General features: G+C 68.1%; 15 protein-coding genes. 7 read left to right on the top strand and 8 right to left on the bottom strand.

Going from position 1 to position 14,281, the window contains the following annotated elements:
- Window positions 1–203 precede the first annotated feature (203 nt).
- Together rpsT and mutM are read right to left on the bottom strand one after the other, a co-directional pair.
- Window positions 204–473, bottom strand: a complete 270-nt coding sequence (gene rpsT, locus ACEQX1_RS13440) for a 30S ribosomal protein S20 (RefSeq protein WP_024349544.1) — start codon at window positions 471–473, stop codon at window positions 204–206.
- Between the two features lie 224 nt (window positions 474–697).
- The gene (gene mutM / locus ACEQX1_RS13435; RefSeq protein ID WP_370196922.1) at window positions 698–1,591 is read right to left on the bottom strand and encodes a bifunctional DNA-formamidopyrimidine glycosylase/DNA-(apurinic or apyrimidinic site) lyase; all 894 of its coding nucleotides are present in this window, start codon (window positions 1,589–1,591) and stop codon (window positions 698–700) included.
- A 144-nt stretch (window positions 1,592–1,735) separates the two neighbouring features.
- Here mutM and ubiE point away from each other — a divergent pair, with 144 nt between their 5' ends.
- The 4 genes from ubiE (at window position 1,736) to dut (ending at window position 5,932) form a co-directional block, all read left to right on the top strand.
- Window positions 1,736–2,515, top strand: coding sequence for a bifunctional demethylmenaquinone methyltransferase/2-methoxy-6-polyprenyl-1,4-benzoquinol methylase UbiE (gene ubiE, locus ACEQX1_RS13430; RefSeq protein WP_024349546.1), 780 nt, complete (start codon window positions 1,736–1,738; stop codon window positions 2,513–2,515).
- 21 nt (window positions 2,516–2,536) lie between these two features.
- Window positions 2,537–4,123, top strand: a complete 1,587-nt coding sequence (gene ubiB, locus ACEQX1_RS13425; RefSeq protein ID WP_024349547.1) for a 2-polyprenylphenol 6-hydroxylase — start codon at window positions 2,537–2,539, stop codon at window positions 4,121–4,123.
- 142 nt (window positions 4,124–4,265) lie between these two features.
- Complete coding sequence (gene coaBC / locus ACEQX1_RS13420) at window positions 4,266–5,483, top strand: bifunctional phosphopantothenoylcysteine decarboxylase/phosphopantothenate--cysteine ligase CoaBC (RefSeq protein WP_370196921.1); 1,218 nt, start codon at window positions 4,266–4,268, stop codon at window positions 5,481–5,483.
- Complete coding sequence (dut, locus tag ACEQX1_RS13415; RefSeq protein ID WP_370196149.1) at window positions 5,480–5,932, top strand: dUTP diphosphatase; 453 nt, start codon at window positions 5,480–5,482, stop codon at window positions 5,930–5,932. The genes coaBC and dut overlap by 4 nt, the downstream gene beginning before the upstream one ends.
- A 10-nt stretch (window positions 5,933–5,942) precedes the next feature.
- Here the strand turns inward: dut and ACEQX1_RS13410 are convergent, their stop codons facing one another.
- On the bottom strand, window positions 5,943–6,764 hold the full coding sequence (locus ACEQX1_RS13410) for a GGDEF domain-containing protein (protein ID WP_370196920.1): 822 nt from the start codon (window positions 6,762–6,764) through the stop codon (window positions 5,943–5,945).
- 256 nt (window positions 6,765–7,020) lie between these two features.
- Between ACEQX1_RS13410 and cysK the strand changes: the two genes are divergently transcribed.
- Window positions 7,021–8,022 (top strand): cysteine synthase A, encoded by a 1,002-nt coding sequence (cysK, locus tag ACEQX1_RS13405; protein WP_277026899.1) that lies wholly within the window; start codon window positions 7,021–7,023, stop codon window positions 8,020–8,022.
- 40 nt (window positions 8,023–8,062) lie between these two features.
- Window positions 8,063–8,614, top strand: coding sequence for a DUF6653 family protein (locus tag ACEQX1_RS13400; RefSeq protein ID WP_370196151.1), 552 nt, complete (start codon window positions 8,063–8,065; stop codon window positions 8,612–8,614).
- Between the two features lie 77 nt (window positions 8,615–8,691).
- On the opposite strand, the gene rpsU is transcribed toward ACEQX1_RS13400, so the two are convergent.
- The 5 genes from rpsU to ACEQX1_RS13375 form a co-directional block, all read right to left on the bottom strand.
- On the bottom strand, window positions 8,692–9,015 hold the full coding sequence (gene rpsU, locus ACEQX1_RS13395; RefSeq protein ID WP_024349553.1) for a 30S ribosomal protein S21: 324 nt from the start codon (window positions 9,013–9,015) through the stop codon (window positions 8,692–8,694).
- A 109-nt stretch (window positions 9,016–9,124) separates the two neighbouring features.
- Window positions 9,125–9,373: a hypothetical protein gene (locus ACEQX1_RS13390; RefSeq protein ID WP_024349554.1), complete on the bottom strand. Its 249-nt coding sequence runs from the start codon at window positions 9,371–9,373 to the stop codon at window positions 9,125–9,127.
- 98 nt (window positions 9,374–9,471) lie between these two features.
- Window positions 9,472–9,684 (bottom strand): cold-shock protein, encoded by a 213-nt coding sequence (locus tag ACEQX1_RS13385; RefSeq protein WP_024349555.1) that lies wholly within the window; start codon window positions 9,682–9,684, stop codon window positions 9,472–9,474.
- A 375-nt stretch (window positions 9,685–10,059) separates the two neighbouring features.
- The gene (locus ACEQX1_RS13380; protein WP_370196919.1) at window positions 10,060–11,481 is read right to left on the bottom strand and encodes a cytochrome P450; all 1,422 of its coding nucleotides are present in this window, start codon (window positions 11,479–11,481) and stop codon (window positions 10,060–10,062) included.
- A gap of 142 nt (window positions 11,482–11,623) precedes the next feature.
- Window positions 11,624–12,061 carry an acyl-CoA thioesterase gene (locus ACEQX1_RS13375; protein ID WP_370194981.1) on the bottom strand — a complete coding sequence of 146 codons (438 nt, stop codon included), beginning with the start codon at window positions 12,059–12,061 and terminating at the stop codon, window positions 11,624–11,626.
- Between the two features lie 214 nt (window positions 12,062–12,275).
- Here ACEQX1_RS13375 and ACEQX1_RS13370 point away from each other — a divergent pair.
- The coding region (locus tag ACEQX1_RS13370) for a DNA gyrase subunit B (protein ID WP_370196918.1) at window positions 12,276–14,281 on the top strand (2,006 nt) is incomplete at its 3' end.

Below are 14,281 nucleotides of genomic sequence, written 5' to 3'. Positions count from 1 at the left end.
GCACGATGGAATCGCGGCGGGCGATCGGGAGGTTTGCGTGTGTCGAATCGATGACGGGCTCGCCGAAGGCCCTGCAAAGGCGTCGGGAATCACCGCGGGACGCCATGGCGGGCCGGGAATCAAAAAGGCCCGGCGGTTAAGCCAGGCCTTCGAAAGGGTCTGAACGGGGCGCGATGCGCTCCCGTCAGTGGATCGGACGCGCCTCAGGCTTCGCCGAGGGCCTTCACGCGATGCGACAGGCGGGAGATCTTCCGCGATGCCGTATTCTTGTGGAAGATCCCCTTCGAGGTCGCGCTCATCATCACCGGCTCGGCGGCGAGGAAGGCGGTCATCGCGGCGGTCTTGTCGCCCGATGCGATGGCTTCCTCGACGCGGCGCAGATAGGTGCGGACCCGGCTGCGGCGAGCGGTGTTGACGGCAGTGCGTCGCGCGATCTTCCGCGCCGCTTTCTTGGCCGAAGGGGTGTTGGCCATGTTCGTCTCTCTCTGTCTGTCGCGACGATGCGCTTGTGTCGGTAAACTGCGGTTTGATCGTGCCGGGCGGTGAAAGGTGCACGCTGCAGCACGAAGAAACGGGCCGCACCATGGGTGCCGCCGAATTCAGAGCCTCTATAGGCAAGAGCGTTCGGCGCGTCAAGACAAAGTCGGGCCCCGGCGGGCATTCCTCTTCGCGCCGCCGCACCGTTACGGACCCGGCCCTAGCGTTGGCAGGCCGGGCAGAAGAAGGTCGAGCGTCCCGACTGGACGATCCGCCGGATGACTCCGCGGCAGCCCGTGTGCCGGCACGGCTCGTGCTCACGGTCATAGGCGGCGAAGCTGTGCTGGAAATAGCCGAGCGAGCCGTCGGTCTGCCGGTAGTCGCGCAGCGACGAGCCGCCGGCGGCGATGGCGTCGGCGATGGTCTCGCGGATGTTCAGCGCCAGGAGGTCGAGGCGCTGGCTCGGGCGGCCGTCCTTCTTCACCAGCGTTCCCGCCGCGCGCCGCGGCGACAGGCGCGAGCGCCACAGCGCCTCGCACACATAGATATTGCCGAGCCCGGCGATGATACGCTGGTCGAGGAGCACCGCCTTGAGCGGCGCAGACCGTCCGGCGAAGGCCGGCGCCAGCGCCGCGCCGGACAGGCTATTGCCTGTCGGCTCAATGCCGAGGCCGGAAAAATGCGGATGGGTCTCCATTTCGGCCCGCGCGATCAGCGTCATGTAGCCGAAGCGCCGCGGGTCGTTGTAGATCACCGCGGCCGGCTGGCCGTCCCCGGTCGTGACGTCGAAACGCACGTGATCGTGGAGACGGGCGGTGGAGCGCGGATGCTGGAAGACGCCCGGCAGGCTGTCGCCCTCAGGACCCTCGATGCGGAACGAGCCGGACATGCCCAGATGCATGGCGAGGACGAGGTCGCCCTCCAGCTCGGCGACGAGATATTTCGCCCGCCGGCCAAGCGCCGTGATGCGCCGGCCGGTGACCCGTTCGGCGAAGCGTTCGGGCAGCGCAAACCGCAAATCCGGCCGCGCCAGATGCAGATGGGTGATGCGCGCGCCCTCCAGGACGGGCTGCAGGCCGCGGCGGACCGTCTCTACCTCTGGCAATTCCGGCATATTCGATTAAGTCCCGAACCGTTGGGCCATCCGAGCGATGCGCCCGGCGAACCCAGCCTGCTTCGCCGAGGACGCGTCGCATGCCGGGATCGTCCGTCCCTATATCCGCATCGAAGCGATGCGATGCAATGAAGGTGCCGCCCCATGTCGCGAACGCGTGTGACCGGAGCCGAAGCGATGGAGACGGCCTACGGCTTTTCCACGGTCACCGGCCGGGAAGAGAAGCAGGCCCGGGTCAATGACGTCTTCCATCGGGTCGCCGAGCGCTACGATTTGATGAACGACCTGATGTCGGGCGGCCTCCACCGCGTCTGGAAGAGCGCCATGGTGTCCTGGCTGTCGCCGCCGCACCGGGCCGGCTGGAACTTCATCGACGTGGCCGGCGGCACCGGCGACGTCGCCTTCCGCATCACCGAGGCCTCGCGCCGCCGGGCCACCGGCACGGTTCTCGACATCAACGCCTCGATGCTGGGCGTCGGCGCCGAGCGCGCGGTCAAGCGCGGCCTCGACGAGAATCTCGTCTTCGTGGAGGGCAATGCCGAGGAGCTGAAGCTGCCCGACGCCAGCTTCGACGCCTATACGATCGCCTTCGGCATCCGCAACGTGCCGCGCATCGACGCGGCGCTGTCGGAGGCCTACCGGGTGCTCAAGCCGGGCGGGCGCTTCATGTGCCTGGAATTCTCGGAAGTCGACATGCCGATCCTCGACAAGATCTACGAGCAATGGTCGTTCAAGGTCATTCCGCGCATCGGCGAGACCGTCGCGCGCGACCGCGAATCCTACGAATATCTGGTCGAGTCGATCCGCCGCTTCCCGAACCAGGCCAATTTCGCCTCCGCGATCCGCGCGGCCGGCTTCGAGCGTGTCTCCTATCGCAACCTGTCGGGCGGCATCGCGGCCATCCATTCCGGCTGGAAGCTCTGATCTGAACGAACGGAGCCTCTCTTGGCCAATCCCGTCACCGGCACCCTTGCGCTTATCCGGGCCGTCTATGTTCTGGCCCGCGAAGGCGTCGTCGGCTCGTTCCCGGGCGAGGGCCTGCCGCCCGGCCCGGCGCTGCTGCACCGCTTCGCTCGGCTGATCGAGCGCGGCTCGGCCGAGAACCGTCCGCGCTCCGACAATCTGTCACGGGCGCTGAACCGGCTCGGCCCCTCCTACGTCAAGCTGGGCCAGTTCCTGGCGACGCGGCCCGACCTCGTCGGGGCGGCGACGGCGCAGGAACTCGGCCAGTTGCAGGACAAGGTGCCGCCGTTTCCGCGCGACCAGGCCGTCGCGGAGATCGAGACGACGCTCGGCCGGCGGATCGACGACCTGTTCATCGATCTCGGCGAGGTGGTGGGCGCCGCCTCGATCGCGCAGGTCTACAAGGCCCGCATCCGCAACGAGGACGGCAGCGAGCGCTTCGCCGCGGTCAAGGTGGTCCGGCCGGGCGTGCGCATCCGCTTCCTGCGCCAGCTCGAGACCTTCGCCTTTATCGCCCAGTTCCTCGAGCGCTACGTGCGCTCGTCGCGCCGGCTGCGGCCGGTTGCCGTGGTCGAGACGCTGGCCCAGTCCACCCGCATCGAGATGGATCTGCGGCTGGAGGCGGCGGCCTCGTCCGAAATGGCCGAGAACACCGCCGACGATCCCGGCTTCCGGGTGCCGCGCATCGACTGGGAGCGCACCGGCCGCGACGTCCTGACGATGGAGTGGATCGACGGCATCAAGATGAGCGATGTCGCCGGCATCGTCGAAGCCGGCCACGACACCAAGCAGCTCGGCGTGCTGATCGTGCAGTCCTTCCTGCGCCATGCCATGCGCGACGGCTTCTTCCATGCCGACATGCACCAGGGAAACCTGTTCGTGGCACCGGACGGCGCCGTCGTCGCCGTCGACATGGGCATCGTCGGGCGCCTGTCGGACGAGTCCAAACGCTTCCTCGCCGAAATCCTCTACGGCTTCATCCGGCGCGACTATCGCCGTGTCGCCGAGCTGCATTTCGAGGCCGGATACGTGCCGCGCGGCCAGGACGTGGCGAGCTTCGCCCAGGCGCTGCGGGCGATCGGCGAGCCGATCTACGGCCAGCCGGCCGAGACCATCTCCATGGGCCATCTCCTGTCGCTGCTGTTCGAGGTGACCGAGCTCTTCGACATGCGGGCGCGTCCCGAGCTCGTGCTTCTGCAGAAGACCATGGTGGTGGTCGAGGGCGTCGCGCGCTCCTTCGACCCGAAGTTCAACATGTGGGTGGCGGCCGAGCCGGTCGTCTCGGAATACATCCTCACCGAGCTCGGGCCCGCGGCCAAGCTGCGCGAGGCGCGCCGCGGCGTCGATTCGCTGTTCCATCTCCTGCGGCGCACGCCGGAATTTGCCGGCGGGCTGGAAATCCTCGCCCGGCAGATGCCGGACCTCATCGAGAAGGGCATCCGCCTCGACGACGAGACGCTGAACAATCTGGCGACGGACAAGCGCTCCAGCGTGATCCTGCGCCTGATCGCCCAGTGGATCATCGCCCTGTCGCTGATGACCATCGCGCTGGGCTACACCTTCGGCTGAGACCGGCCCGCCGGCATTTCGACCGGCGGCGCCTTTGTTGCTCCGGTGAGCGGTGGCCGCTAGACACGGGACCGTGGAACAGCGTCTTTCGCGAGGCAGGCATGGCGACCGCGACGATCGGGATCATTCAGGCGGAGCCGGCATGAGCGGCCTTTCGGGCAAACGGGTGCTGCTGATCATCGGCGGCGGCATCGCGGCCTACAAGTCGCTCGACCTGATCCGCCGGCTGCGCGAGCGCGGCGCTGTGGTGACGCCGGTGATGACCGCGTCTGCCGGCGAATTCGTCACCCCGCTCGCCGTCGGGGCCCTGTCGGCTGCTAAGGTCTTCTCCGATCTCTTCGACCGCGAGGACGAGCACGATGTCGGACATATCCGGCTCGCCCGGGAGGCCGATGCGATCCTCGTCGCGCCGGCCACGGCCAATCTGATGGCCCGCGCTGCGAACGGGCTTGTTGACGATCTGGCGACGGCGATCCTGCTGGCCGCCCGCGCGCCGATCCTGATGGCGCCGGCCATGAATCCGGCCATGTGGAACCACGCCGCGACCCGCCGCAATCATACGACGCTGATCGCCGACGGCGTGCGCTTCGTCGGGCCGAATGCCGGCGAGATGGCGGAGGCGGGCGAGGCCGGCACCGGCCGCATGGCCGAGCCGACCGAGATCGCCGATGCGCTGGAAGCCATGCTGGACGCAAGGCCGAAGCCGCTGGCCGGCCGGCGGATCGTCGTCACCTCCGGGCCGACCCACGAGCCGATCGACCCCGTCCGCTACATCGCCAACCGATCGTCGGGACGCCAGGGCCACGCCATTGCCGCGGCGCTGGCCGAACTGGGCGCCGAGGTGATGCTGGTCAGCGGGCCGGTGACGCTCCCCGATCCGGCCGGTGTCACCGTCGCCCATGTCGAGACCGCCCGCGAGATGCTGGGCGCGGTCGAGGCCGCGCTGCCGGCCGATGCGGCGATCTTCGTGGCCGCCGTCGCCGACTGGCGGGCCGAGGCTGAGACGGCGCGCAAGATCAAGAAGACCGGTGGCGGCCCGCCGGCGCTCGCCCTCACCGAGAATCCCGACATCCTGGCGACCATCGGCCATGCGCTGGATCGGCCGACGCTCGTCGTCGGCTTTGCCGCCGAGACCGACGATCTCCTCGCCCATGCCCGCGGCAAGCTCGCCCGCAAGGGCGCCGATGCGATCGTCGCCAACGACGTGTCGGCCGGGACCGGCGTCATGGGCGGCAGCGCCAATACGGTCCACATCGTGACGGCGGCCGGCGTCGAGGCATGGCCGAAGATGGACAAGATGGAAGTGGCCAGGCGCCTGGCCGCCTGGGTGGCCGACCGCCTGGCGGGAGCGGCCTCATGAGCGTGCCGGCCATCGCAATCCTGCGCCTGCCCCACAATCCCGATCTGCGGCTGCCGGCCTATGAGAGCGCCGGGGCGGCGGGTGCCGACCTGCGCGCGGCGGTGACGGGGGAACTGGTGCTGGCGCCGGGCGAACGCCGGCTGGTGCCGACCGGCCTCGCCTTCGAAATTCCCGAGGGGTTCGAAGTGCAGATCCGGCCGCGCTCCGGCCTTGCGGTGAAGCACGGGGTCACCGTCTTGAACACGCCGGGCACGATCGACAGCGACTATCGCGGCGAGGTGCAGGTGGTGCTGGTCAATCTGGGCAGCGAAGCCTTCGCCATCGCGCGGGGCGACCGGATTGCCCAGATGGTCGTCGCGCCGGTGGTGCAGGCGACCTTCACCGAACAGGCGAGCCTGTCGGACAGCGCCCGCGGCGCCGGCGGTTTCGGCTCCACCGGCCGCAGCTAGGCGGACGGGGTCAGCGCGCGGGCAGGGCGGTCAGCCGGGCTGGCTGCTGGTTCTGCTGCTGCCCGTCGGCCTGCAGGTAGCGGCGGCCATGGGCGGCGACCGAGGTAATGGTCGTGCGGTTCCGGCCGGTGCGCTTCGAATGATAGAGATTGACGTCGGCTGCGCCATAGACCCGGTCGAAGAGCTGCGGGGTCGTATAGAAGGCGCCGCCGATGCTCACCGACAGGCGGGCGCTCTGCTTGCCGTCGCTGACACTCAGCTTGCCGATGCTCAGCCGCAGGCGCTCGGCGACGGCCTTGCCCTGTTCGAGGCTGGTGCAGGGGAAGGAGATGGCGAATTCTTCGCCGCCCAGGCGCCCGACCGCATCGGAGCCGCGCATCGACCGCTTCAGGGCCCCGGCGATGGCCTTCAGCGCCTTGTCGCCGGTCGGATGGCCGAGACGGTCGTTGATCCGCTTGAAATGGTCGGCGTCGACGATCAGCAGCATCAGCCCGGCATATTGGTGGTCGCCGAGGGCGGCCATGTGCCGGCGGATGACGGTGTCGAAGCCCGGACGGTTCAGGACGCCGGTGAGGCGGTCGGTCGTCGCGGCGCGCTGCAGGCCGTCATTGTGCTGCATCAGCCCGGTGAGGCGGACGACGAAATAGATCGCATAGGGCACGGCGCTCAGCATCGGCACCACGACGGCAAAGCCCAGCGCACGGTTCAGCGCAGCCTGGCCGACACCGTCGAAGATGTGGAAGGCGGCGACCACCGACAGCAGCGTCATGGCCAGGAGCAACAGGACGAACTCGCCGAAAATGGTGCGAATGTGCTGGAAGGAGCGTGCCATGCGCAATCTCGTTTCGTGCAAAGGGCGCGAGGGACCCGCCGTGATCCGCCATACTGGTGGGGGCAGCCTAAGAGAGGGTAAAGAATTGGTTGCAAATTGCATGGATCGGCCGGCGCCGGCCTAGCAAGCTATTCCGGGCAGACCGCCGGCTTTGGATTGTCAGACCTCAAAACCGCGACCGATCCGGCATAGGTTAGGAACGATGACCGGGCGCGAAGTGAATGAACGCCGGGCCGCGACAGGGAAGGAGACCATCATGGACAAGGTAGTGAAAGAGGGCGCCGCACGGACCCACGGGCGTGGACGCATCTACGATTCCATCGCCGACACCATCGGTGACACGCCGATCGTCCGGCTGGACAAGCTGGCCAAGGAAAAGGGCGTGAAGGCCAACCTTCTCGCCAAGCTCGAATTCTTCAACCCGATCGCCAGCGTCAAGGACCGCATCGGCGTCGCCATGATCGAGAAGCTCGAGGCCGACGGCCGGATCACGCCGGGCAAGACGACGCTGATCGAGCCGACCTCGGGCAACACCGGCATCGGGCTCGCCTTTGCGGCCGCTGCCAAGGGCTACCGCCTGATCCTGACCATGCCGGAGACCATGTCGATCGAGCGCCGCAAGATGCTGCGCCTGCTCGGCGCCGATCTGGTGCTCACCGAGGGCGCCAAGGGCATGAAGGGCGCCATCGCCAAGGCCGGCGAACTGGTGGCCGAGATCCCCGATGCGGTGATGCCGCAGCAGTTCGAGAACCCGGCCAACCCGGAAATCCACCGCGTCACCACCGCCGAGGAAATCTGGAACGACACCAAGGGCGAAATCGACGTGCTGGTGTCCGGCATCGGCACCGGCGGCACGATCACCGGTGCCGGCCAGGTGCTGAAGCAGCGCAAGCCCGGCGTCCGCATCGTCGCGGTCGAGCCGGAAGCCTCGCATGTCCTGTCGGGCGGCGATCCCGGCCCGCACAAGATCCAGGGCATCGGCGCGGGCTTCGCCCCGGCGATCCTCGACCGCGAGGTCTATGACGAGGTGGTGCAGGTCACCAATGACGACGCCTTCGAGATCGCCCGTCTCGTCGCGCGCCTCGAAGGCGTGCCGGTGGGCATCTCCTCCGGTGCGGCGCTCTCGGCGGCGATCGCGGTCGGCCAGCGCCCGGAGATGGCGGGCAAGAACATCGTCGTGATCATCCCGTCCTTCGCCGAGCGCTATCTGTCGACGGCACTGTTCGACGGCCTGGGCGAGGAGGACGGCGCGAAATAGCGCCGGGCCTCTCCGGCCGTTCGGCCGACGGGAGGACGCCATGGATGTCTTCGCGCTGGCCGAGCGGGCGATGCGCATGGATGAGGAGAGCTGGGCCCGCCATGCCAATCCCTGGAGCGTCTGGACCCGGGCGGCGATCCTGCCGCTCCTGGTCCTGGCGATCTGGAGCCGCTTCTGGATCGGCTGGTGGGTACTCGCGCCGGTCGCGGCCCTGGCGGTCTTCGCCATGGTCAATCCGCGGCTGTTCCCGCCGCCCCGCAATCCCGACAACTGGGCGTCGCGGGCGACCTTCGGCGAGCGGGTCTATCTGAACCGGAAGGCGGTGCCGGTCCCGGACCACCATCGCCGGGCCGCGACGATCCTCACCTCCATCACTGCCGTCGGGGTGGCGGTCCTCGCCTATGGCCTGATCCGGGGCGAGGCGACCGCCACGGTTGCGGGACTGATCATCGCGGAGGGCGGCAAGATCTGGTTCGTCGACCGCATGGTCTGGCTCTATGCCGACATGTGCGAGGCCTCTGATGAATACCGCGGGTGGCTGGAGCCGAAGCGGGACGGGCGCCGGCAATCGCAGGACGCTTCACGCCGCTAGGGCGGCCCAGACACGAAAAAGCCCGGCGGATCGGATCCGCCGGGCTTTTTCTGCTCTCGAGGAGCGAATGGGTCGTGTCAGTACTGCGAGGTCGCGGAAGCCGGACGCGGTGCACCGGCTGCGCCGTTGGCACTGGCGCCAGTGCTCGGTGCGCCCGGGCGAGGTGCGCCGGGACGGATCTTGCGCTTCGGACCGGGCACGAGGCCTTCGCGCTGCGCCTGCTTGCGAGCAAGCTTGCGGGAGCGGCGGATCGCCTCCTGCTTCTGCCGAGCGCGTCGCTCGGACGGCTTCTCGTAGGCGCGACGCGCCTTCATCTCACGGAAGACGCCTTCGCGCTGCAATTTCTTCTTCAGCGCCCGCAGGGCCTGATCGACATTGTTGTCTCTGACGTCGACTTTCAAAACGACTCCTTCCATCAGTTGATGGGCCACGGGCCATTTCCCTGCCTTGCGGGGCAGGTGGTGGCCGGGCCTCGGAATTGATCGGCGACCGAGTCGGTCTGCCAACCGGCTATTTAGCGCGCGCCGTCGGCTTTGTCGTCTTGGCCTTCGCCTTCGACGCCTTCGCCTCTGCCTTGGTCGGCTCAGGCGCTTCGGCCGCATCCCGCTCCATGCGGAGCTTCTTCAATCGTGCCGTCTTTTCCTGGACGGCCAGGCTTTCGGCGGCGATGATTCCAATCGCGGAGCCCTTGGCCGGTCGTTCCGGCGGTCCGGACAGTGCCGCTTCGGCGCGTTCACGCGCCTTCCTGGAATTTTCCATCGTCACCTTCTTCCGCCGTTGTTCGCCACCAAACGCCGCGAACCCATGCGAAACAGTAGAGACCGGCAGGCCAGAAGCCCGCCGGTCACATCATGCAATCAGGCGCGCTGAACGTTGACAGCCTTCGGGCCCTTGCCGCGGGTGTCCGGCTCGGTGTCGAAGCTGATCTTGTCGCCTTCGTTCAGGGAGGAGATGCCCGCGCGCTCGAGAGCGGAGACGTGAAGGAAGACATCCTTCGCGCCGCCTTCCGGGGTGACAAATCCGAAACCCTTGGCTTCGTTGAAGAACTTTACGGTGCCGGTCTGGCTCATGGTATTACCTTTCGTCGCTGCCCTGTGGGCGATCGTCTGAAGTGTTCTCGCGACGCGATTGACTTCTTGAGTGGTGTGGACACGGCATGCAGCCGCGGCCGGAGATTCGGAACTTCACAAGGGTTACGGCGAAAGGTTTGGTTCTCGTCGCGCTGGTCGCGCCAATGCGCTACCAAGCGAACCGCCGTTTTACGGTGGCGGAACGTCTGCCAGACTCCGGGTCTGCAAATACCCGAACTGATAGTATGGGCTTTCACGCGCCCGAACGCAAGCGCACTGTCGGAAAGGCGCGGCGTGGCGGCCCGGCTGACGACCCGCAAAGCACTGTCCGACCGGCCTTTGTGGCCGGATTCCTCCCGGCCGCAATCGCTCCCGTCAGCTCGCCGGGGGCGCGGGCGTGCGGCGGCTGACCCTCAGCGGCAGGCCGCCATCGGGCTGGACGGTGATGCGCTGCACCACCTCCGGCGGCGCGGCCTCCTCATAGTCGAAACGCAGACCGCGCAGGAGACAGGCGAGGGCGATGACGCCCTCCATCAGGGCGAAGCTGGCCCCGATGCAAACCCGCGGGCCGACCCCGAAGGGCAGATACTGGTAGCGGTCGAGCGCCTCGCGATTGCCCGGCAGGAACCGGCTCGGAATGAAATGATCGGGCCGGTCCCAGAGCATTTCATGGCGATGGATCAGCCAGGGCATGACCAGCACCGTCGCGCCGGCGGGAATCGCCACGTCGCCGACCCGGTCCGGCGCCAGCGCGGTGCGGTTCAGCGACGGCGCCGGCGGATAGAGCCGCAGCGATTCCTCGAAGACGGCCAGCGTATAGGGCAGGCGCTCCAGCCATTCGCTCGGATGCGACAGGGTCGGCAGGATCGTGTCGAGCTCGGCCTCGACGGCGGCCCGCTCGGCGGGGGCCTGGCTGAGGAGATACAGCGTCCAGGCCAGCGACCGCGCGGTGGTCTCGTGGCCGGCGCCGATGAAGGTGATGATGTTGTCCTCGATCTCGCTGGCCGACAGGCCGTCGGTCTTGACCAGCAGCGTCAGGAGATCGTTCGGCGCGCCGTCGGGATCGCGGGCGATCTGCTCGCGGCGGCGGGTGATGGTGCGGGCGATGAGGCCGCGGAAATAAACCATCGACTTGCGGCCGCGCATCCGGCGCAGGCGCGGCAGGAAGGCCGGCGCGCCGAGGAGGTCGAGCGGATCGACCCGGCCCATCGAGCCGAGAAAGTCGCGGGTCGAGCGGGCGAATGTCTCGCCGTCATCGGCGATGTCGTCGGTGAACAGGGTCGCCTGCAGGATGTCGAAGGTGAGCAGCGTCATCTCGTGGCTGCCGTCCACCATGCCGCCGGCCCGCGCGGCGAGCCCGTCGGCGAAGCGTTCGGACCGGTCCTGCATGGTTTCCGAGAAGCCGGCCGTGTGGCGCGGCGTGAACACCGGGGCGATGGCCTTGCGGGTGCGGCGCCACAGGGCGCCCTCGGCGGTCAGCAGTCCATCGCGCAGGAGCGGCCGCAGGATGCGCTGGCGCAGCGGCTGCATGACGTAGTTTCTGGCGTTCTCCACCAGGCAGTGACGCACGCCGGCCGGATCGTTGATGACGATGTTCGGCACGCCCAGCCACTTGCCGACGATGTAGGGCTCCTTGAACGCCCGCGTGCCCCAGATCTCGATGGGATTGCGCGAGGCCGTCGTCAGGAAGCCGAAGAAGCCGAGCGGCGTCGCGTTGGGCACCGGCGCCGGGGCGCGGAACGGCCGCACGGGCGCGGCGGATGCGGCCTGGGCTGGAGCGGTCAGTGTATCGGACATGGAATGCGACTCGCCGCAGGAGAGGAACCGCGATTCCATATGGGTGGCAGGGATTGCCGCGTCGAGCGGCGCAATCGTCGCGGGTCGGCGCCGGGGGGCGTTGCCCTGCCGCCGGCGGCTGCCGGTCGGGCAGGGCGTCCGGTCAGGCCTCGGCGGGGCTCGACCGCACATGGGCGGCGAGCCGGCCGCGCATGTCGTCCGGCAGCGGCGTCGAGCGGCGGGTGGTCTCGTCCATCAGGACGATCACCGCGGCGGCGCTGGCGCACAGGACGCCATTCTGGAAGACGCCCTGGCGCAGGCGGATCGAGCTGTTGCCCAGGCCTTCGACTGCCGTGCCGATCTCCACCTCGCCCGGCCAGTTCATCTCGCGCCGGAAGTCGATGGTGATCTGCGCCAGGACGAAGGCGGTTCCGGCCGGCGGCGGCGCCTCGCCGGCATGCAGCACTTCCACCCGGCCGGTCTCGAAGAAGGTCGCATAGACGGCGTTGTTCACATGGCCCTGGCGGTCGGTGTCGCCGTAGCGCAGCTTGTCGCGGGTCCAGAACGGGAAGTCGTCCCGCGTCGGGTCGTTGGAAGGCATGGATCGGTCTCTCACGGCGAAAATTGCAGCGGATGCGGAGGCTCGGCACGGGTCGCGCGGCCGGCGCAGGCGTTGCGTTCGCGCCGCATTCCGGCCCGCCGCTGGGGGTAGGGCCGGCAGGCGCTTTCGTCAATGAAGGAGAGACCCTATATAAAAGAGTGAATTTTGGCCGATTCGCCCTCCCCGGGTGCTCGGCTCGAGACCAAGGACCATCATGTCAGCTATCCCCGAGACCGATCCGCTTGCCAATCCCGAATATGGTGCCGACTCGATCAAGGTCCTGAAGGGGCTGGACGCCGTGCGCAAGCGTCCCGGCATGTATATCGGCGACACCGATGACGGCTCGGGCCTGCACCACATGGTCTACGAGGTGGTGGACAACGCCATCGACGAGGCGCTGGCCGGCCACGCGACCCATGTCACGGTGACGCTGAACCCGGATGGTTCGTGCACCGTCACCGACAATGGCCGCGGCATCCCGACCGACATCCACACCGGCGAGGGCGTCTCGGCGGCCGAGGTCATCATGACCCAGCTCCACGCCGGCGGTAAGTTCGACCAGAATTCCTACAAGGTCTCGGGCGGCCTGCACGGCGTCGGCGTCTCGGTGGTCAACGCGCTGTCGGTCAAGCTGTCGATGAAGATCCGGCGCAAGGGCAAGATCCACGAGATGTCGTTCACCCACGGCGTGCCGGACGGCTCGCTGGAGGTGACCGGGGACGCCGGCGACGAGACCGGCACGGCGATCACCTTCCTGCCCTCGACCGACACGTTCCAGGGCGTCACCGAGTTCGACTACGGCACGCTGGAGCACCGGCTGCGCGAGCTGGCCTTCCTGAATTCGGGCGTGCGGATCATCCTCACCGACAAGCGCCATGCCGACGAGAAGGTCACCGAGCTGTTCTACGAGGGCGGCCTGGAAGCCTTCGTCCGCTATCTCGACCGCGCCCGCAAGCCGCTGATCCCCGAGCCGATCGTGCTGCATGGCGAGAAGGACGGCATCGTCGTCGAGGCGGCGCTGTGGTGGAACGACAGCTACAATGAATCCGTCCTCTGCTTCACCAACAACATCCCGCAGCGCGACGGCGGCACGCATATGGCGGGCTTCCGCGGCGGGCTGACCCGGCAGGTGACCGGCTATGCGGAGACCTCCGGCGCGCTGAAGCGCGAGAAGGTGACGCTGACCGGCGACGATTGCCGCGAGGGCCTGTCCTGCGTGTTGTCGGTGAAGGTGCCGGACCCGAAATTCTCGTCGCAGACCAAGGACAAGCTGGTCTCCTCGGAAGTGCGCCCCGTCGTGGAAAGCCTGGTCAACGAGACCCTGGCGACCTGGTTCGAGGAGCATCCGCAGGAGGGCAAGGTGGTCATCGCCAAGGTGGTGGAAGCCGCCTCGGCCCGCGAGGCCGCCCGCAAGGCCCGCGACCTGACCCGGCGCAAGGGCGCCCTCGACATCACCTCGCTGCCCGGCAAGCTGGCCGACTGCCAGGAACGCGACCCGGCGAAATCCGAGATCTTCATCGTCGAGGGCGACTCGGCCGGCGGCTCGGCCAAGGGCGCGCGCTCGCGCAAGAACCAGGCGATCCTGCCCCTGCGCGGCAAGATCCTGAATGTCGAGCGCGCCCGCTTCGACCGCATGCTGGGCTCCGACCAGATCGGCACGCTGATCACGGCGCTGGGCACGTCCATCGGCAAGGACGAGTTCAACATCGAGAAGCTGCGCTACCACAAGATCATCATCATGACGGACGCCGACGTCGACGGCGCCCATATCCGCACCCTCCTGCTGACCTTCTTCTTCCGGCAGATGCCGGAGCTGATCGAGCGCGGCTACATCTACATCGCCCAGCCGCCGCTCTATAAGGTGACGCGCGGCAAGCAGAGCCAGTATCTGAAGGACGAGAAGGCGCTCGAGAACTATCTGATCGACGGCGGTCTCGACGATGCCGGGCTGACGCTTGCCCATGGCGAAGTGCGCACCGGCCGTGACCTGCGCGGCGTCGTCGAGGACGCGCTGCAGGTGCGCCAGGTGATGAGCAGCCTGCATTCGCGCTACGATCGCAGCGTCATCGAGCAGGCCGCCGTCGTCGGCGCGCTGTCGCCGGAGATGGCCGACGACGCGGCCAAGGGCCCGCAGATGGCCCAGCGGATCGCCGAGCGGCTGGACGACGTCGCCGAGGAAACCGAGCGCGGCTGGTCCGGCGAGGCGGTCGATGGCGGCTA

This window comes from Aurantimonas sp. (assembly GCF_964217435.1).
Taxonomy (GTDB): Bacteria; Pseudomonadota; Alphaproteobacteria; order Rhizobiales; family Rhizobiaceae; genus Aurantimonas; species Aurantimonas coralicida.
Note: the sequence above shows the minus strand (reverse complement) of the source record. Positions and strands in the feature narration are given on the sequence as shown.

Excerpts from the sequence above, each read along its gene's own strand:
- dut (WP_370196149.1), top strand. The coding sequence starts at position 5,480 with ATGAGCGTGCCGGCCATCGCAATCCTGCGCCTGCCCCACAATCCCGAT.
- ACEQX1_RS13385 (WP_024349555.1), bottom strand. The coding sequence starts at position 9,684 with ATGAGCCAGACCGGCACCGTAAAGTTCTTCAACGAAGCCAAGGGTTTC.
- ACEQX1_RS13400 (WP_370196151.1), top strand. The coding sequence starts at position 8,063 with ATGGATGTCTTCGCGCTGGCCGAGCGGGCGATGCGCATGGATGAGGAG.
- ACEQX1_RS13390 (WP_024349554.1), bottom strand. The coding sequence starts at position 9,373 with ATGGAAAATTCCAGGAAGGCGCGTGAACGCGCCGAAGCGGCACTGTCC.
- cysK (WP_277026899.1), top strand. The coding sequence starts at position 7,021 with ATGGACAAGGTAGTGAAAGAGGGCGCCGCACGGACCCACGGGCGTGGA.
- coaBC (WP_370196921.1), top strand. The coding sequence starts at position 4,266 with ATGAGCGGCCTTTCGGGCAAACGGGTGCTGCTGATCATCGGCGGCGGC.
- ubiE (WP_024349546.1), top strand. The coding sequence starts at position 1,736 with ATGTCGCGAACGCGTGTGACCGGAGCCGAAGCGATGGAGACGGCCTAC.
- ACEQX1_RS13375 (WP_370194981.1), bottom strand. The coding sequence starts at position 12,061 with ATGCCTTCCAACGACCCGACGCGGGACGACTTCCCGTTCTGGACCCGC.
- mutM (WP_370196922.1), bottom strand. The coding sequence starts at position 1,591 with ATGCCGGAATTGCCAGAGGTAGAGACGGTCCGCCGCGGCCTGCAGCCC.
- ACEQX1_RS13410 (WP_370196920.1), bottom strand. The coding sequence starts at position 6,764 with ATGGCACGCTCCTTCCAGCACATTCGCACCATTTTCGGCGAGTTCGTC.
- rpsT (WP_024349544.1), bottom strand. The coding sequence starts at position 473 with ATGGCCAACACCCCTTCGGCCAAGAAAGCGGCGCGGAAGATCGCGCGA.
- ACEQX1_RS13380 (WP_370196919.1), bottom strand. The coding sequence starts at position 11,481 with ATGTCCGATACACTGACCGCTCCAGCCCAGGCCGCATCCGCCGCGCCC.